Source organism: Phenylobacterium sp. (assembly GCF_037189685.1).
Lineage (GTDB): Bacteria > Pseudomonadota > Alphaproteobacteria > Caulobacterales > Caulobacteraceae > Phenylobacterium.
Window position 1 is genome coordinate 74,697 of the sequence record NZ_JBBCIT010000028.1, and the last position, 19,014, is coordinate 93,710.

The window sequence follows — 19,014 nt, forward strand, 5'->3', positions numbered from 1 at the left end:
ACTTGCTCCGTGAAAGGCCGCCTCTCGTGCGGTGCGGCTGTTAACCCCCGAGCCCGGATGCGCCGAGCGCCGATCATCGGGAAGGTGAAAATAAAACTTACTATCTGTCAAGCAAAGAAAGTCATTGCCGGAGGAGAGGAAGACGCATCCGGCGCACATGATCGTCTCCTCCCGACTAGGTTGCGGGCCGGCGCGATCCGTCGGGATCGTCCTGCGGGGCTTGCGGCCGCTGGTTTCCGAGGTTGGCGACGTTGGCTTCGTGCTGCGACTTGGTCAGCCGATATCCGAGCAGGCATATCGCGGCGAGGAGGTAGACGGGCGCGAGGCCGAATGCGACGGTCGCCGCCAGGGCGTCCAGGGGCCCCTCAGCCACCTTCCCGGGCTTCGCGTTGTCGGGGAAGCCCGCGAAGGCGAGGATAAGCCCGGAACTGATGATGCCGAGGCCCGCGACCGCCTTCTGAAGCACGTTGTCGGCCGACAGCAGCAGCCCTTCCGAACGCCCGCCGTTCTTGAGCTGCATATCCTCGACCAGGTCGAGCATCATCGAGCTCATCAGCGTCGAGAACGCCACCCGCCCGAAGTCGCCGACGAAGCCCGCGGCTCCGAGCAGATAGAGCACTTCCGTGGAGCCCCGCGGCGGCGCGATCTCAAGGACGAAGGCGAGCAGCGGCACCGCGAGGCCGACGTAGCTCGTGAAGAGCGCGAGGATCGCGCCGTTCCGCTTTCCGAGCCAGCGCGCGATGTGCATCGCCGCGAGCGCGCCCAGGACCGAGCCCGCCAGGTCGATCGGGACGAGGATCGCGATCTGCGAGCTCTTGAGCCCGAAGACATAGGCGACGATGTAGATGTTGAGCCCCGAGACGGCACCCGCGCCCAAGGCCAGCAGTATCCCACCACCGACCGCCGCCAACATCGAGCGGTTCCTGAAGATCGCGACCACTTGGCGCAGGAAATCCATGAAGCCGGGCCTGCGGACGGGCGGGCGGTGCAGATGGCGGATCTGGTTGTGGGTTCCCAGGCAGCACCCGAGGATGGCCAGGAAGATGATCATGCCGCCGATGATGCCGTACTTCTGGAATCCTTCCCGGTTCAGCACGCCGCTGACGTCGGCGGCGGTCGGGACGAGCAGGACGCTGTAGGCGAGCATCCGCATGCCGAAGGCGCCGGATATGCCGAAGATGAACCGCATGCTTATGATCGCGGTCCGCTGTTCATAGTCCGTGGTGAGTTCGGCCAGCAGCGCAGCCGCCGGCACCTCGAAGAAGGTGTCGAAGACGCGGATCACGAAGACCAGCGTCACCATGTAGATCGTCAGATGGAGATCGGACCAGCCTTCCGGCGCCATCCAGAGCAGGACGAACCCGATCGAGACCGGCAGGATGGAGGCGTACATGAAGGGATGCCGCCGGCCCCAGCGGGAGCGCACGTTGTCGGACCAGTAGCCGACGAGCGGATCGAGCACGGCGTCGACGATCAGCGCGACCCCAAGGGCGGTCGCCACCTTCGCCGCGGGCAGTCCCACGACCTGATTGTAATAGAGCAGGAGGAAGCTGGCCAAGCCGCCTTTCTTGATGGCGTTGCCGATCGAGCCCGAGGCGTAGAAGAGCTTGGTGACGAACGGCACCCGCTGCGCTGGCGCACGTGCCTGACTGGCGGCCGAGGCCTGGCTGGCGCCGGGTGATACCGCGGTCATGGAACTCCTCCCGAACACATTGTTCAGCGTTCGCCTGTTCATCGACGCCTGGCGCCGTCGGTGGTCCTCGCCACCAACAAGAAGGAGCCACGTAGCTTGTTATATGACAAGCTACTTTCTAGGCCCGCTCCGCAGGCCGACGCAAATCTAGCGTCCCACGAAAGCTCCGGCCCGGCGTTCCGCGACCGCGCGTATGCCCTCGCGGAAATCTTCCGTGCCCCGCAGGATCATCTGTTCGCGGTTCTCGAGGTCGGTCTGCATGGCGATCCTGTCCGCGAGGCCCGCGCGGAGCGTCGCGCGGGTGGCGGCGACCGCAAGCGGCGCGCTCTCCGCGATCTCGCTGGCCAGGCGCATCGCCGCGGCCCGGAGATCCTCCGCAGGCACGAGATCGTCCGCCAGGCCCCAGGCCAGCGCCTCCTCGCCCTTTATCCGCCGTCCTGTCAGCATCATCAGCGCGGCCCCCTGCTCGCCGATCAGGCGCGGCAGGGCGTAGGTGATCCCGAACCCCGGATGAAAGCCGAGCTTGACGAAGTTGGCGGCGAAGCGGGCCTCCGGCGACGCCACGCGGAAATCGGCCACCAACGCGAGACCCAGGCCCGCGCCGATGGCGGCGCCCTGGACCGCCGCCACGATGGGCGTCCTGGCCGAATACAGCCGGATGGCCTCGGCGTAGAGCGGCGTCGCCCCGGGCGATGCGTCTCCGGCGGGGGCGTCTCCGGCGGGGGCGTCGCTGCCGGTCTCGCTCGGCCCGGAGAAGTCCGCCCCGGCCGAGAAGCTCTTGCCATCGGCCTGCAACACGATGGCCCGGGCCTGCGGGTCCGCGTCCACGGCGGCGAAGGCGTCGGCGAGGCTGCGCATCAGGGCGACGGAGACGAAGTTGTGAGGCGGCCGGTTCAGGGTGACGGCGGCGACATGGCCGACCCGTTCCACCGTGACGTTGGGGCCGTAGGTCGTTTGCATCGGAAATGTCCTTGATCGCAGATCAGGCTTCGGGACTCAGGGCGAGGCGCGCGTCAGTCCGCATCCGCGCCCTGTTCGGAAAGGCGCGACGGCTCGAGCTCGCGGAGGATCTCCTCCGTATCCTGGCCCGGACCGGGCGCGTGCCGCCGCAACCGGTAAGGCGCCTTGCTGAAGCGGATCGGGGATCGGAGCGCGTGGTAAGGCCCTTCGGTCGGGTGCTCGACCACCGGCATCAGCCCCACGGCCTGCACATGCGGGTCGTCGGCGAGCTCCGCCAGGCCAATGACCGGCATACAGGGGATGTCCGCGCTGTCGCAGAAGGCCACCCATTCCGCCGTGGTCCGCTTCGGCGCCTCCTCGCGGATCATCGCGTAGAGGATGTCGATGTGGGCGTTGCGCTGGTCACGCTCCCGGAAACGGTCATCCGATTTCCAATCCGAGCGTCCCACGAAATCGAGGAAGTCGAACCAGTTCTTCGCCGAGTACGGAAGAATGCAAGCATAGCCGTCCGCCGTGCGGAAGGGACGGCGCTCGCGGCTCTGTATCCGCGGGTAGCCCGGCGGGCCGCGCGCGGGAACATAGGTGGCCTGGCCGAACTGCTCGACGAGGTTGAAGTCGATGGCCGTCTCGAACATCGGCACTTCGACCGCCTGCCCACCGCCGCCGCGTTCGCGATGCAGCAGGGCGCCCAGGATGGCGTAGGCGATCGCCTGCCCGGCAAGCTTGTCGCAGATCACCGCCGATGCGTACGCGGGCTCTCCCGTCAGAGGAACGGCAGTGCTCGCGTAGCCCGACGACGCCTGGATCAGATCGTCGTAGGCGGGCTTGTGGCCATAGGGGCCGTCGCTTCCGAAGCCGTGGGCCGCGCAGTAGACGATATCCGGATTCAAGCGGCGGACCTCGGCATAGGTGAACCCGAGCCGGGCCATAACCTGAGGCCGCAGGTTGTGGACCAGCACGTCGGCCGTGCGGATCAGCGCACGCATCCGCTCGCGGTCGGGCTCCGTCTTGAGGTCGAGCGTGATGCTCCGCTTGTTCCGGTAGAGGTTCAGCATGTTGGCGCCGATCCGGCCGCCGGTGGCCGGCCGAAGGCCGTCGCCCTCGGGCGGCTCCACCTTGATCACATCGGCGCCCATGTCGGCCAGGATGCGGGTCCCGAAGGGCCCCATGATGACCGAGGTCAGGTCGACCACCCGGATACCCTCGAGGGGCGCAGCCGGGACCTCATGCTTCGCGTTGCGCAAGCCTTCACCTCCCTGCGCCGCGTCATGTGTGCGAACGCGCCGCGTAAGTTTCCACCTTCGCGCCGCGCCTCAACCCGAGAGCGACGCCTGCCCGCCCGCCGGCCAATACCGATCACGCAGGGACTTCTTGTAGAGCTTGCCGGTGGGCAGTCTCGGCAACTGGTCGACGAAATCCAGCGACCGGGGCGCGGCGTAGCGCGCAACGCGCGAGCGCACGAAATCGAGGAGTTCCCGGGCGAGTTCCTCCGCCGGCTGCACGTCCGGCCTCAGCTCGACCACCGCCTTCACCTCCTCCCCCATCTCCGCGTTGGGGACGCCGATGACGGCCACGTCCTGAACGGCCGGATGCATGATCAGGGCATCCTCGATCGCCTGGGGATAGATGTTGACGCCGCCCGAAATGATCATGAACGAGAGGCGGTCCGTCAGATAGAGGTAGCCCTCCTCGTCCAGTCGGCCGATGTCGCCTACCGTGGCCCAGTTGGCGTGCTGGGGATGCCGGGAGCTGGCGGTCTTGTCGGTGTCGTTGTGATAGGTGAAGAGCAGGCCCGGCTGCTCGAAATAGATGATCCCGGTCTCGCCGATCGGCAGCTCCCGGCCGGTTTCGTCGCAGATGTGTATCTTCGCCTCGCCGCCGGCGCGGCCGACCGAGCCCGGGTGGGCGAGCCACTCGGCGCTGTTGATCCGGGTCGAGCCGATCCGCTCGGTCGAGGCGTAGTATTCCTCCAGGATCGGCCCCCACCAGGCGATCATCTGCTGCTTCACGCCCACCGGACAGGGGGCCGCGGCGTGGATGGCGCACCGATGGCTGGAGAGATCGTAGCGGCTGCGTTCCGCCTCCGTCAGCTTGAGCATCCGGACGAACATCGTCGGCACCCACTGGCTGTGCGTGACCTTGTGCCGGTCCACCAGTTCCAGGGCCTCCAACGGATCGAACTTCTCCATCACGACGACAGAGCCGCCCTGGACCAGGGTGGCGAGGACGAAGCCGAGCGGCGCAGCGTGGTAGAGCGGCGCCGGCGAAAGGTAGACGGTCTGCGCATCGAAGCCGTAGTGGGCGGCCGTCGGAGGCGCATTCGCCCCCTGCCCATAGACGCCCTGGGCCAGCGCCCGCTTGATTCCCTTGGGCCGCCCCGTGGTGCCGGAACTGTAGAGCATGGTGTCGCCGGCGGCGGCGGGCGGCGGGTCCGCCGGGTAGGCCGCGATGGCGCGCTCATAGCTCGAGAACACGCCGGACGCCTCATCGACCATCAGGCGGATCCGGCAGCGGGGCGCCGACCGGACGGCCTCTTCGGCCACCGCGGCCAGCTTCGGCGAGGCGACCAGCGCCTGAGCCTCGCAATCCGTCAGGATGTAGGCGGCGTCCGGGCCCGGCAGGTAGCGATTGATCGCCGTCACGTAGAGTCCCGACCTGAGCGCGGCCAGCACCACCTCGAGGAAGCGCGGGTGGTTCTCCATGAGAAGGGCGATGTGGTCGCCGCGCTTCAATCCCTCGGCGCGCAGCAGATTGGCGAGGCGCGCGGCGTTTTCCTCCAGGGACCGATAGCTCACCACCGCGCCGCTCGGCTCGAAGATCAGCGCGGGCTTGTCGGGATGGTGCGCCGCATGCGCCTGAATCGGCATTCACTTCACTCCACCACACCGCCACCGGCGCCACGTCCCGCCGCCTCTTCCAAGGCCCCGACGCGCGATATCGCCAGGCCCGGGGACCGGCGCGTCGCCTGCCGGCCCCGCGACGTCTCGGACCGCTCCGCAAGACCGCGCCTTCGCGCTGGAAGATCAGAACCTTGTTTTAGCTATCTGACAAGCAAATTTTATTGCTTTGTCCTCCTCCGGAACGCCCCCGATCCAGGCGCGCGTCGGCCGCTCAGACGGGTCTACGTCAGGACGCCCGACGCCTTCAGGCGACCGATCTCGTCCGGCGAAAGGCCTAGGTGCTGCTCGAGGATCTGGTCGGTCGAATCCCCGATCCGCGGCCCGGCCCGGGTTTCCGCATGCGGCGTCCGGCGCAGGGCGAACTGCGGCCCGGGAATCCAGGACTCTCCGATCAGGGGGTCCGAAACGGGCTTGAAGAACGAGACGTGCTCGAGGTCCGGGTCCTCGGAAAGGTCAACATCCCGATGGATCGCGTGCGCGGGCACGCCCGCCGCCTGCAGGGTCGCTTCGGCCTCTTCCGCGGTCCGGCGCGCGGTCCAGGCCGCGATCCGGGCGTCCAGGTCCTCCCTGGCGCGCAGCCGTCCCACAAGGGTCGAGAACCGGTCGTCGGACAGGGGCTCGCCGACAATCTCCCGCAGGGCGGACCAGGCGGCCTCCTGCGCGGCGTCGACGACCACCCAGCGATCCTCCCCTTGGCTCGGGTAGGCGCCGCAGGGCGCGCGCAGCGGCGAGCCCGCGCGCCCGTCCCGCTCGGTCGTCACGCCGTTGACGACGTAGTCCATGTAGGCCGGGGTCAGGAACTGGAGACCGGCGTCGGCCTGGCCGAGGTCGATGTGTACGCCCTTGCCGGTGGCCTGCCTCCGATGGAGCGCCGCAAGCACGCTCACCGCGATGTAACGCGGCGCCACGGCGTCGGTCCACGGCCCGTGGGGGCCGTTCGGAACCCGGTCGGGCCAACCGACCAGTCCCGTGGCGCCGGCGAAGGCCGCCCCGGACATGCCGGTGCCGCTGGTGCCGACGCCCATGGGACCTTTCCGGCCGAGAATTCCCGTCGAGACCATCACCAGGCCCGGGTTCCGCTTCGAAACCTCGGCGTAGGAGAGGCCCATTTCGTCGATGGCGCCGGGCGTGAAGCTTTCGACGAAAACATCGGCCTCCGCCAACAACTCCCGGACGATCCTGAGGCCATCGGCCGACTTGATATCCACCGCCAGGCTGCGCTTGTTGGCGTTCGTCATGTGGTAGGACATGGAGCGTCCGAGCCCGGGCTCTCCGTTGCGGAACGGCCCCATCGCACGCAGTGGATCGGGTCGCTTTGCGGTCTCTACCTTGATCGTGGTCGCGCCGAGTTCCGCCAGATAGCGGGCGCTCACGGGGCCGACCATGATCCAGCCCATGTCCACGACCTTCAGGCCTTCCAGCGGCGCAGCCATCAGACGATTCCTTGTTCGAAGAGCGCCTGCACCTCGGTGCGGCTGAGGCCCGCGAGATCCGAGAGCACCTGGACCGTGTGCTCGGAGAGGGCGGGCGCGGGCCGCCGCACCTCGATCTCATAGTCGGAATACTGGGCGAACCGCGCGGGAACGTCGACCGTCGCGCTTCCGACGCGTTGGGGCGCGAAGAGGCCGCGTTCGCGGAAGTGCGCGAAGTGGGCGATGTCGGCCATGGTCATGACGGGGGCGGCCATGAAGCGGTAGCGATGCGCGATCTCGGCGATCTCGGCCTTGGTCTTGCCCACGAGGGTCTCGCGCAGCACCTCGATAATGCGCGGGATGGGATCCGGCGGGGACCGACCGAGGCTCGCCTCGCGCGCCACGGCGGCCAGGTCGACGGCGGCCAGGTCGGAGGCCAGCGCGCCTTCGTCGGCCAGCCACTGCACCATGCGCTGGGTCATCGGGGCGAAGGCCGCCGAGAACGAGAGGCTGACGTAGGCGAAGCCGTCCTTGCAGGCGTACATGGCGGGGATCGGCGGCAACAGGCCGATCGGGCCAGGCCTCTGGCGCGAAGACGGTTTGTCGCCCGCGCGACCCGAGACGAGACGCCCCAATGCCGCCGGCATCGCCGCGATGCGGGCCTGCAGGTCCACCGTCTGGCCGCCGCCCAGGCGGTCGCGCGCCGCCAGGGCCGAAAGCGCCGCCACCGCGGCCTCGGCGCCGGCTTCCATGATCGACTGTGGCGTCGGAAAGAACGTGGGCGGTCGGTCCGGCGGCCCCGCCAGGGACGGCGCTGAACTCGCGGCCATGATCACCGGATCCGTCGCCTTGTAGGCCGCCTTCGGGCCATCCCGCGAGAACTGCGAGATCAGGCAGACCACGAGATCCTCGGGCGGGCCGGCCTCGTTCAGCAGCGGCTCGATCTCGGCCGGCGCGATGAGGACATCGACCTTGTCGAGAATAGCCTTGAAGATCGCCCGGCCGTCAGCCGTCGACAGCGCCAGCGTCGCTCCGCGCTTGTTGCGGTTGAGGGCATGCCAGCTCAGGCTGCGCTCCAGGCCCGGCTGGCCGTCCACATAGGGACCCAGCCGGCGTCCCGCGGCGCCCGACGGCGGCTCCAGGGCGATGACGTCGGCGCCTAGGTCCCCCAGGATCTGGCCAGCCAGCATCGTCTCCGGAACCGAGACTTCCAGAACACGCACATCAGCAAGCATGGGACGCTCCCCAATCCAATCTTCGCCTCGTCCGGCCCGCGTCGGCTTCGACAGGCGACGCGCGACGCGCCGGATTCTTTTTTGATGTCATCGTCCCGCCGGCGGCGTCGGTTCCGCCCGCGCCGTAACGGATGTCCCCAGACGCGCCGACACCCTCACGCAATACTCGAAATTCCATAAACTTGTCATTTCACAAGCAAATAAAGTGGCTCACTGTTCGCTGACGCATCGCTCATCGTCAAGCAAAACAATCGGCGGCGGCCCCCGGCGGGCCCGCCTGTCTTACGCTCGGCGCGCGAGGGGGCGCATGCCGACGTGGCGGTCCGATTTCGCCGATCCGAAACGCTCGCCGCCAGTGGCTCAGGCCGCGACGATTAATTTGCTTTTCGGTTGACAAATTTATGGCGATTGGGCTCTGCGTAACCCCCGACCGCGTAGCTCTGTCGTAACAGAGCGCCAGAGCGCGGGCTCCAGGCGTCGCCCTTCGAGCGCATCTTATGATCTTTGTCGAACAGCAAATACCATCGGGAGGACGGTGATGGATTTCGAGCTCTCTCAGGAAACCAAGGCGCTCAAGGATCTCGTCCGCAAACTGATCGAAAAGCACCAGATGCCCCTGGAGCGGAAGCTTCTCCAGGGCGAGGCCATCACCGCCGAGGATCTCGCGCCTGGCCGCAAGGCCGCCAAGGACGCTGGCCTGTGGGGGCTCAGCCTTCCCAAGGAGTACGGCGGCGCCGACCTGTCGACCGTCGACAACGTCGCCGTGGCCGAGGAGAACGCCAGGTGCCTGGTCCCCCTGGCGTTCGGAGGGCGCGTGCCCGCCTTCGTGCGCCGGCTGAACGACCGCCAGAAGGAGAAGTATTTCCATCCGCTCCTGAGGGACGAGAAATCCTATGCCTTCGCCCAGACCGAACCCAGCGGCGGATCCGATCCCGGCGGCCAGATCCGCACCAACGCCGTGCGGAAGGGCGACCGCTGGGTGCTCAACGGGTCCAAGATCTTCATCTCCAATGTCGCCCGCGCCGACTTCTTCATCGTCGTCGCGGTCACCGACCTGGAAAAGCGGCAGCATGGCGGGATCACGCTCTTCCTGGTGGACAGGGACGCGCCCGGCGTCCGGATCGGCCGCGCCATTCCAATGATCGGCGCGCGCACCACCCATGAGCTGTTCTTCGAGGACGTGGAGCTGGACGACGACGCCGTCGTGGGCCGTCAGGGCACGGGATTCGCCTCGGCTCAGGGCCTCCTTTCGGGCGCCCGCCTGAACATCGGGGCCAGGGCGCTGGGCGTCGCGGAGCGTTGCGTCGAGATGATGATCGAGCACGCCAAGGCCCGGGTGGCCTTCGGCGAACTCCTCGCGAGCAAGCAGGCCGTCCAGGCGTCCATCGTCGACTCGTGGGTCGATGTCCACCAGACGCGGCTGGTCACGTATCACGCCGCCTGGAAGCAGGATCGCGGGCTCGACACGCGCGTGGAGGCGGGGCTGGTGAAGTTCCTCGGCAGCGAGATGGTGGGACGCGTGGTGGACCGCGCCCTCCAGCTTCACGGGGCCGCGGGGGCGGCCTTCGATTCCCCCCTCGCCCACTGGTACACCGACGTGCGGACCATGCGCATCTTCGAGGGCCCCACCGACGTGCAGCGCTACCAGGTCGTCGCGAGATCCCTGCTGAAGTGACCGGCGCGGCCGGGAAGGCGGCGCTCCGCCGGATCGTCAGGCCGGAACCGGCGCGCCATACCGCGCGACTTCGTACTCGCGACGCGTGATCTCCACCACTTCGCCGGCCGGAAGGACGCCCTGGACGCCCGAGACCGTGTGGCCGGCGCTCTTGATATCGGTCCACCGCCTGGGCCCCCCGCCCGCCGCGTCCCCGCCGTAGACCTCCCGCGAGCGGGCGACCGTCATGCCTTCGTCCAGGGCCGCCGGATCGATGCCCGCCGCGACGATGGACGGGCGAAGGACGTTGGTCTGCAACCCGGTGAAGTTCCGCGTCAGCATCACATCATCCATCGAGGAGTCGACGAGCAGGTCGCGGTAGGCGTCGGCCGCCATGCTTTCGGCCGTGGCGATGAACTTGGTCCCCATGTAGCCCAGGTCGCAGCCCAGCACCTGTGCGGCCCACAGGGCATGGCCGTCGATCATCCCGCCTCCCAGGACGATCGGGCCATCGAAGAAGGCGCGGACCGCCCGGACGTAGGCGAACGGGTTGAGCCAGCCGGTCTGGCCGCCGGCGCCCGCGGTCAGAAGGACCAGCCCGTCGGCCCCCGCTTCGACGGCGCGCCTGGCGTGATGCACCGTGGCCACATCGGCGAACACGAGGCAGCCGTGGTCATGAAACGTCTGCACGACCGGCGCCGGCGATCCCACGCTGGTGATCACCAGTTCGACGCCGTGCCGGTTCACGCACGCCGCGTGCTCCTGCACGTCGGGGCTCCGCATGATGATGTTGGGACAATGCGGCGCGAAGGGACGGTCCGCGGCGCGTGCAGCCTCGTCGATGCGGGTGAGCCAGGCGTCGAGTTCCTCGACCGAGCGCGCATTCTTCGTGGGAAAGCTGCCGATCGCCCCGGCGCGGCAGGTCGCGATGACCAGGTCGGGCCCGGACACGCGAAGCATCGGCGCGACGATCAGCGGCGCCGACAGGCGTTCGGAGATGCGCGCGGGCAACCTCTGCGGAATCTGGGTCATGGCCATGTGCATCCTCCCGGGGTGTCAGGCAGGGACGCGGCGCGCCCGCCCAGGAGAATTATGTCGACAACTGACTTGTTGCATAGCAAATTTTTTGCATTGCGCCTTTCGATGTGGGGAAGCGAAATCTCCGGATCGCCGGGGAACGATTGAACGACTGGAGCCATCTTGGCCACGAAGCCAGCGAGAACCCAGGCCGAACGGCGGGAAGAGGCCGAGCGGCGCATCCTTCAGGCGGCGATACGCCTCCTGGTCGAGAAGGGCTACGATCGCTTTTCGCTGGCTGAGGTCGGGGATCTTGCAGGCTACAGCCGCGGCTTGCCGGGCCATTACTTCGGCAAGAAGGAGGATCTGCTGTCGCAGGTCGCCATGTTCATCGTCGCCGGCTATCGCGAGTCGGTGGCGGTGGACGGGGGCCACGCCCGCGGCCTCCCACTCGTGCTCGCGCGCATCAGAGCCTACGTCAGAGGTTTCGGCACGCGTCCAAATCGCGCGCTCAACGTCCTGATCGCAGAGGCGAGGTTCCGCCCCGCCCTGCGGCGCACGATCATGGAGTTGAATCAACGATCCCGGGAGCGCTGGCAGAACGAGATCCGCATGGGCGTCGAGGCGGGCAATGTGCGGGCCGACATCAATCCCGTGGCGATCGGCTCGATGATCCATGCGTTTCTGCGGGGACAATCGACATTCGCCGACCTCGACCCGGGTTACGACGTGAACGCGACGATGGAAGCGTTCGTGCGCCATCTCGAACAGATCCTCGGCCCTCATCCGACGTCCGCCGGTTGAATCCTGACGCTCGAGACAGGTGACTCCGGTTGCTTATGATCTCACAAGCTAATTATCTCTCCTTCCCGACAGTCTCCCACTCCATCCCAGAATCCGGTGATCACCAATAATATCTATATATTTCATGTATTTACTTTGATCCAAGTCCGGTCCGAACGCTTGGGAAAAACAGCCCTGTATTTATATTACTTGCTAGATAGCAAATATGGTGACACCGTCCGCCCCGGTCGCGGACTTGACTTCGCGGCTCTCCGCGACGTCGCGGGCCTCGCCTCGCGACTCTCTCGGCAACACGAAACCCTGGGGAGGGGACATGAAGAGTTCCAAAGCCGCGCTCGTGGCCGCCGCCGGCCTGCTTACGCCCGCGCTTGCCCATGCGCAGACGCGCCCGCCGGAATCCGCAGAGGTGGAAGAAGTGGTGGTGACGGGCTCCTACCTTCCGCAGGTGAGGGAGAGCCTGGCCCAGCCGGTCGACGTGGTGACCCGGGAGAACCTGGAGGCCCAGGGTGGTCCGAACACGACGCAGCTCATCAAGTCCATCACCACGGGCGGCGTCTACATCGGCGAAGCCAACCGCGGGCAGGGCCGCGCGCCCGCGGGCAACGCGACGATCAACCTGCGCAACCTCGGATCGGCGCGTACCCTGACGCTCATGAACGGCCGGCGCATGGCCGAGGGCGCCAACGGCGGCGTCAGCCTGGGCGCCAACCTCCGCTTTATTCCGTTCTCCGTGGTCGACCGCGTGGAGGTCCTGCGCGACGGGGCCTCGGCCACCTACGGGTCGGACGCCGTCGGCGGCGTGGTCAACTTCATCACCCGGCGCGACCTGGAAGGGTTCGAGGCCGAGTTCGAGTATTCGAGCATCCAGGACTCCGGCGGCGACTACAACGTCAGCGTCGCCTGGGGCAAACAGACCGACGGGGGCAACCTGCTGTTCGCGGCCCAGTATCGGCATGCGGGTCAGCTCATGGGCCAGGAACGGGAGTGGTTCGCCAACCTCTCCTATGACCATCCGCAGTCGGCGAACTGGACCGCTGCGCACGACATCACCTTCTATCGCCGCGCCAATGCGCCCTTCAGCACCATCTTCCGGGACAACGGTTGTCAGGAACTCGGCGGCGTGCTGGTCGAATCCAGCACGCTGAACGGCGAGCCTTGGGGCAAGCCCATCACCGCGGCGCCCACCACGGGGAACATCTGCCGCTTCCCGAACGCCGCCAGGGTCAGCGACCTGGTGAGCCGGCAGGACGACTACCACCTGCACGCCGAGATCAACCAGAGCCTGGGCGACGGCCTCCAGTTCCATGCCGAGGCCACCTGGTTCCGGTCCAGCGTGCCGGACCAGCGGGCCTCGACCTCCAACGTGACGGGCCAGTTCCCGACACCCAGCGGCCTCGGCGGCACCGCGGACTCGGCCGTGCCTCCGCTCGCGCTGAACAACTGGGTCCCCTTCCACGTCCCGGGCCGCAACCCCGGCTTCCAGCAACTCGCGGCGGACTGCGCCGCCAACGGCAACGTCTTCGGCGTCTTCTCGGCGGCCCAATGCAGCTACATCCGCCAGGCCGCCGTCGCCAACGCGTTCGGCTCGGGCGTGGACGGCGTGGACATAGGCCAGACGACGTGGCGTCCCGCCGCGTTCGCGGGCAATCCGCTCCATCCCGACGGGACGAGCCGGGCGAAGACCGAGAACACGGGCTATCGGATCTCCGCCGGCCTTTCGGGCGAACTGCCGTACGGGATACGCTTCGACAGCGCCGTCACCTTCCACGAAATGCGGTCCGTCAACTACGCGGACGACATGCTGGTCAATCGGGTCCAGGACGCGCTCAACGGCTTCGGCAGCCGCCTCGGCGACGCCAACCAGTGCACGGCGGAAGAGCGGCGTAATCCCGCCAACGCCGGGAACGCCGCAGCGGGCTGCTACTACTTCAACCCGTTCTCCAACAGCATCAACGTCAGCCCGGTCACGAACCAGCAGAATCCTTTCTTCCGGCCGAACGTCGCGAACGACCCGCTCGTCGTCGCGAACATGTACGGCTCCTGGACGGGGGACTGGACGAACCAGATGGCGGTCGCCGACGCCGTGCTTTCGGGCGAAGCGCCCATCCAGTTGTCCGGCGGCGCCGTGGCCTGGGCCGTGGGCGGGCAATTGCGCTACGACCGGAGCCAGCAGACTCCCGGCGGCTTCGCCGATCGGTCGCGCTATCCCTGCGTGGACTCGATCGACGACGGCATTCCGGGTTGTACGTCGCCCTCGGGCCCGATGATCTTCATCGGCGCCGACGACGCCTACGACCTCGACCGTGTGGTGGGTAGCGTCTTCGCGGAACTCCGCCTGCCGCTGACCGACCGGCTCGAAGCGAACCTCGCCCTGCGGCACGAGCGCTATGGCCGGCAGACGGGCTCAACCACGGACCCGCGCGTGGCTCTGCGGTGGGAGGCCACCGACTGGCTGGCGTTCCGCACCTCCTACACCACCTCCTTCCGCGCGCCGCCCCAGTACTGGGTGGTCGAAGGCTTCACCCGCGGCGCCGGGGTCATCGGCGGCCAGTTCCGCCAGGGCCGCCTGTTCGGCCACGCCGACCTCAAGCCCGAGACGGCCACGACCTACAACATCGGGACCATCATCCAGCTTCCCGCGCTTCGCGTGACGGCGGACTACTGGCGCTATCGCTTCCGCAACGTGCTCACGACCGAGGCCGTCGCGGACGTCTACAACGCCACGTTCGGGCCCGGCGCAGCCGGTTGCGCCTCGCCGCAGGCGCTCCTCGATCGCTTCGTGTTCGACAGCGTCTGTAGCGCGACCAACTTCATCACCGTCGACACCAACCGCGTCAACGGCGAGGGGCTGAAGACCTCGGGCATCGACCTGCGCTTCGACTACGACCTCACCGAGACCATCGGGCAGGTCTTCGAGGGCGATATCCGGCTGGGCGCCGAGGTCACCTACCTGATCAACTTCAACGTCGCCGCCCAGACGTTGCCGGGGGACGACAGCGTCATCATCCAGGACGCCGAGCGCCTGGCCGGCCAGCGCGACTTCCCCCGCGTGCGCGCCAACGCCTACGCCGCCTGGTCGCGCGGGCCGTTGAGCCTTCGCTGGCAGGCGCGCTTCGCGTCCGCCACGAAGCCCCAGGTCAGCGACCCTCAGTTCCGGTGGGTTCCGTCTGGCACGGACTTCGTCCAGAGGCCCGTGAAGATCAGCTCCTACTTCCAGAACGACATGACGGCCCGCTGGGCGGTGCGTGAGGACGTCGTCCTCATCGGCTCCGTCCTCAACATCTTCAACGAGAAGCCTCCGAACCGGGACCTCTCGCTCGGCAGCGCGCTGGGCCGGGTTTACGAAATGGGCTTCCGCCTGAAGTTCTGAGGCGATCGCCCTCGGCACGGAATTGAAGGTCGGGCTGCGCAGGCCCGACCTTCTCGTTTCTGCGGCGGCCACGGCCCCCGCCCCCCGACGTTGCTCCGAAGAGGCCTTTATAGCTTGTCATATAGCAAGCAAATATCTGGCATGGCGAAGGTGTCGCCGGGTATTCTCGGCGACCGATGAGCGCCCGCGCGCAACCCAGGCATGGAGACCCAACCTATGGCGAGCGATGAACAAGCCTCGATGATCCGGGACCTGGTGCGCCGCTTCGTCGTCCGGGAGCTCGCACCCCTGGAGCCAAAGGTGCTCGCCCGACAGGCGCGGAACGAACCCAGCCTGACCGCCGAGGAATCGGAGCGCCTGCGAAAGGTCTCGAAGGAGTTGGGCCTCTGGGGGCTGGACGCGCCGACCGACATGGGCGGCATGGACCTGCCGGCTACCGTGATGATGGGCGTGGCCGAGGAACTCGCGAAGACGATGACGCCCTTCACCATCCCGCCGGACTCCCCCAACCTGCGCATGATGCAGGCCGTGGGTAGCCCGGCCCAGAAGGAAAAGTACCTGCAGCCCTACATCGAGGGCCGGCTGACTTCCGCCATCGCGATCTCCGAGCCCGGCGCCGGGGGCGATCCGGCCGGGATGAAGACCCGGGCCGTGCGCGACGCGGACGGCTGGGTCATCGACGGCCGGAAGATCTGGATCAGCAACGCCAGGAACGCCGACTTCACGATCGTGATGGCGCGCGTGGGCGAGGGCGAGCGCCAGGAAGGCGTCACTGCCTTCATCGTGGAACGCGGGACGCCGGGCTTCATCATCGAACGCGAAATTCCGATGCTGGGCGCGGCCACCACCTACGAGATCGTCTTCGACGAATGCCGCGTGCCGGAGGACGCCGTGCTGGGCCAGATCGGCCAGGGCTACGGGCCCATGCAGCTCCGTCTGCAGACGCGGCGGCTTCAGATGGCCGCAACGGCGCTCGGCTATACGGAGAGGGCCGTGGCGCTGCTCTCGGAGCATGCGCGCCAGCGGGTGACGTTCGGCGTGGCGCTGGCGGATCGCCAAGCGATCCAGTGGTGGGTCGCCGACACTACGATCAAGGCGCATGCCTGCCGCCTGATGATCGAGGACGCCGCCGCGAAGGCCGATGCGGGCGAGGACGTGCGTCACGAGATCAGCATAGTGAAGGTCTTCGCCACCGAGACCGCCTACGCCGCCGTCGACCACGCCATGCAGACCCTGGGCGCGCTGGGCATGACGCAGGAGACGCCGCTGTATCCCATGTGGCTCCGCGCCCGCCTCATGCGCATCTACGAGGGGCCGAGCGAGGTCCATCGCCAGACCATCGCACGTCGGGTCATGGGACGCCCGCGGACGCCGGCCGCATGACTGGCCGGCCATCCCCTGCGCCGCGGCGCGAGCCATTTCGCCACCGGGCGGGCGATCCGGGTGACACATATAATTGCTATTTGTATAACTAATTACATCAGCGCGGCGCATGGCATGCGACGCGAGCGGAGCGGGATATGGGACTGTTGAGGGACGTACGTGTGCTCGAGATCTCCTCGCCGCCTACGATGCTCGCGGGGCGGATCCTCGGGGACCTAGGCGCGGACGTGGTCGCGATCGAACCGCCCAGGGGCGCGCCCGGGCGGCGGATAGAACCGTTCGCCGACGGCGAACCGGGGCTGGAGCGCAGCCTCACCTGGCAGGCGCTCAACTACAACAAGCGCGGGATGACACTGGACACGGCCTCGGCAGACGGGCGCGCGCTTCTCTCCGACCTGCTCGAACGCTTCGACATCGTGATCGAGGCGACGTCACCGTCGGAGCCGTCGCCCCTGGAGGAAATCTCCCTGCGGCCGGAGCTTATCCGCGTCCAGGTGCGGCCGTTCTCGCCCCACGGGCCGAAGGCGGCCTATCGGACCACCGACCTCATCCTCATGGCGGCCGGCGGAGCACCCGCCCTCGCCGGCGAAAGCGATCGCCCGCCGCTCTTCTTCCCCATACCGCAGGCGATGATGGAAGCTGGCGCCGAGGCGGCCGTGGCCACGCTGAGCGCCCTGATCGCGCGCGAGCGCGACGGCGAAGGCCAGATCGTGGACACGCCGGCGCGGATCGCGGCCATGGCCGGGGCGATGGGCCGGATCGTCAGCGGCTTCTCGGGCGACACGATGTCTCGCCGGATGCCGCCCGCCAGCGAGAACACGTCGCCCCTGGCCACGTCGAACATACCCTGCGCCGATGGCTACGTGGTCCTTTCCCTCGCCTTCGCCGGGGCGTTCGCGGCCATGTCCGCGAACCTCATCGGCTGGGTCCGGGACGAGGGCGAGCTCACGCCGGACATCGCGGCGACCGACTGGTCCCGCTACGCCCGCGGCGCGGAAGGGTCGCCGCCCCCCGAACCCCTGCAGGAACTGGGGGCCGCCCTCCGGCGGCTCTGTGGCCGCCTGACGAAGTTCGAGATCGTCGAGGCGTCACGCAAGCACGGGTTCATGGCCGCGCCGGTCATGACCATGAAGGACATCGACCTGTTCCCGCACTATCGCGAACGCGGACTCTTCGTCGCGTCCACCGCCGGGCCCGACGGCCGACCCATCGAGGTGCCGGCCCGGTTCGTTCAGCTCGAGGACGACGAGATCGAGATCCGGTCGCCCGCCCCCCGCCTGTCCCAGCATACGACCGAAGTCCTGGCCCAGGAGCTCGGGCTCACCAAGACCGAGATCCAGGCCCTCTACGTCCACGAGGTGATCTAGATGGCGCGTCCGCCCCTTCAAGGCCTGAAAGTCATCGACATGGCCTGGCTCATGGCCGCGCCGGAATGCGCCCGCTATCTGGCGGACCTCGGCGCGGATGTGATCAAGATCGAGAGCGGCGTCCGCCGCGACCCGCTGCGCAGCCTGGGCAACTACAAGGACGGCGTGCCCGGGCCGAACCGCTCCCTCAGCTATCATGCGATCAACGCCGGCAAGCGAAGCCTGACCCTGGACATGAAGGCCCGGGGCGGGCGAGAGGCCTTCCTGCGCCTCGTGCGATGGGCGGACGTCATCATCGAGGCGTTCACGCCCGGCGTCGCGGACAGCCTCGAAGTCTCCTATCCGCACCTCAAGCCACTGAATCCGGGACTCATCATGGTCTCGACGTCGATCCTGGGCTCGAAGGGGCCGGCTTCGCAGGGCCTGAGCGGGACCGGCAGCACGGGCCTGGCCTTCGCGGGCGCGAAGTATCTGGTGGGCTGGCCGGACCGACCGCCCGAAGGCCCCAACGGGCCGTGGACCGACTCCGTGACCCCCCGCTTCATCACCTCGACCATTCTCTCGGCCCTGCACCGCCGGCAGCGCACGGGCCAGGGTTGCTTCATCGACGCATCGCAGGCCGAGTGCGGGATCCACTTCCTGATGCCCGCCTGGTTCGACTATGCCGTCAACGGGGTTTCGCCGGAGCGGCGCGGCTCGGCCGGCTCGCCGCTCAGGGCGCCGTGCGGCGTCTACCCCTGCGCGGGCGACGACCGCTGGGTGGCCATAGACGCTTCCGACGCGCCCGCCTGGTCCGCGCTTCGGACGATCGTCGGCCCCGCGCTCGACGACCTGCGCTTCGACACGCTGGTCGGCCGCCTGCGGAACAGGGACGCCCTGGACGCCGCCATCTCGGCCTTCACCCGCGACAAGTCCGCCGACGCGGTCGAACACATGCTGCAGGCGGCGGGCGCTCCGGCGCACGTGGTCTGCACCGCTGCGGACTTCGCCACCGACGAAGACCTCCAGGCCGAGGGCTACTATCGGCTGATCAACGACCCCGAGATCGGCTCGACCATGACCCGCGGGCCTCAGGTCAACTTCAGCCGCACGCCGCACCCGCCCGTTCGGCCCGGCCCCAGGCTGGGCGACTCGACCCGTGATCTCCTGCGCGAGGTCGCCGGCTACAGCGACGCCGAGATCGATGCTCTGGATGCGGAAGGCGCCCTGCGCTGAGCCT

General features: G+C 68.0%; 13 protein-coding genes. 6 read left to right on the forward strand and 7 right to left on the reverse strand.

Translation table 11 applies throughout. From position 1 onward, the window contains the following. Positions 1-175: 175 nt before the first annotated feature. From WG212_RS16115 to WG212_RS16140, 6 genes are all read right to left on the reverse strand, one after another. The gene (locus WG212_RS16115; RefSeq protein ID WP_337188133.1) at positions 176-1,693 is read right to left on the reverse strand and encodes an MFS transporter; all 1,518 of its coding nucleotides are present in this window, start codon (positions 1,691-1,693) and stop codon (positions 176-178) included. Positions 1,694-1,840: 147 nt separating this feature from the next. Next, entirely contained in the window at positions 1,841-2,653 is an 813-nt protein-coding gene (locus WG212_RS16120) for an enoyl-CoA hydratase/isomerase family protein (RefSeq protein WP_337188134.1), read from the reverse strand. 53 nt (positions 2,654-2,706) lie between these two features. Next, a complete protein-coding gene (locus WG212_RS16125; protein ID WP_337188135.1) occupies positions 2,707-3,897 on the reverse strand; it encodes a CoA transferase in 1,191 nt (396 codons plus the stop codon). A 69-nt stretch (positions 3,898-3,966) separates the two neighbouring features. Beyond that, complete coding sequence (locus WG212_RS16130) at positions 3,967-5,520, reverse strand: acyl-CoA synthetase (protein WP_337188136.1); 1,554 nt, start codon at positions 5,518-5,520, stop codon at positions 3,967-3,969. Positions 5,521-5,774: 254 nt separating this feature from the next. Then, positions 5,775-6,986, reverse strand: a complete 1,212-nt coding sequence (locus WG212_RS16135; protein ID WP_337188137.1) for a CoA transferase — start codon at positions 6,984-6,986, stop codon at positions 5,775-5,777. Further along, entirely contained in the window at positions 6,986-8,200 is a 1,215-nt protein-coding gene (locus WG212_RS16140) for a CoA transferase (protein ID WP_337188138.1), read from the reverse strand. Before WG212_RS16140 ends, WG212_RS16135 begins: the two co-directional genes overlap by 1 nt. Positions 8,201-8,738: 538 nt before the next feature. Between WG212_RS16140 and WG212_RS16145 the strand changes: the two genes are divergently transcribed. Next, entirely contained in the window at positions 8,739-9,875 is a 1,137-nt protein-coding gene (locus tag WG212_RS16145; RefSeq protein ID WP_337188139.1) for an acyl-CoA dehydrogenase family protein, read from the forward strand. Positions 9,876-9,911: 36 nt separating this feature from the next. Here the strand turns inward: WG212_RS16145 and WG212_RS16150 are convergent, their stop codons facing one another. Beyond that, on the reverse strand, positions 9,912-10,892 hold the full coding sequence (locus tag WG212_RS16150; protein ID WP_337188140.1) for a nitronate monooxygenase: 981 nt from the start codon (positions 10,890-10,892) through the stop codon (positions 9,912-9,914). Positions 10,893-11,054: 162 nt separating this feature from the next. Between WG212_RS16150 and WG212_RS16155 the strand changes: the two genes are divergently transcribed. From WG212_RS16155 to WG212_RS16175, 5 genes are all read left to right on the forward strand, one after another. Then, the gene (locus WG212_RS16155) at positions 11,055-11,675 is read left to right on the forward strand and encodes a TetR/AcrR family transcriptional regulator (protein ID WP_337188141.1); all 621 of its coding nucleotides are present in this window, start codon (positions 11,055-11,057) and stop codon (positions 11,673-11,675) included. Between the two features lie 313 nt (positions 11,676-11,988). After that, a complete protein-coding gene (locus tag WG212_RS16160) occupies positions 11,989-15,045 on the forward strand; it encodes a TonB-dependent receptor (RefSeq protein WP_337188142.1) in 3,057 nt (1,018 codons plus the stop codon). A 216-nt stretch (positions 15,046-15,261) separates the two neighbouring features. Further along, entirely contained in the window at positions 15,262-16,428 is a 1,167-nt protein-coding gene (locus WG212_RS16165; RefSeq protein WP_337188143.1) for an acyl-CoA dehydrogenase, read from the forward strand. Positions 16,429-16,574: 146 nt separating this feature from the next. Further along, on the forward strand, positions 16,575-17,795 hold the full coding sequence (locus tag WG212_RS16170; RefSeq protein ID WP_337188144.1) for a CoA transferase: 1,221 nt from the start codon (positions 16,575-16,577) through the stop codon (positions 17,793-17,795). Beyond that, positions 17,796-19,010 (forward strand): CoA transferase, encoded by a 1,215-nt coding sequence (locus WG212_RS16175; protein ID WP_337188145.1) that lies wholly within the window; start codon positions 17,796-17,798, stop codon positions 19,008-19,010. Positions 19,011-19,014: the final 4 nt, after the last annotated feature.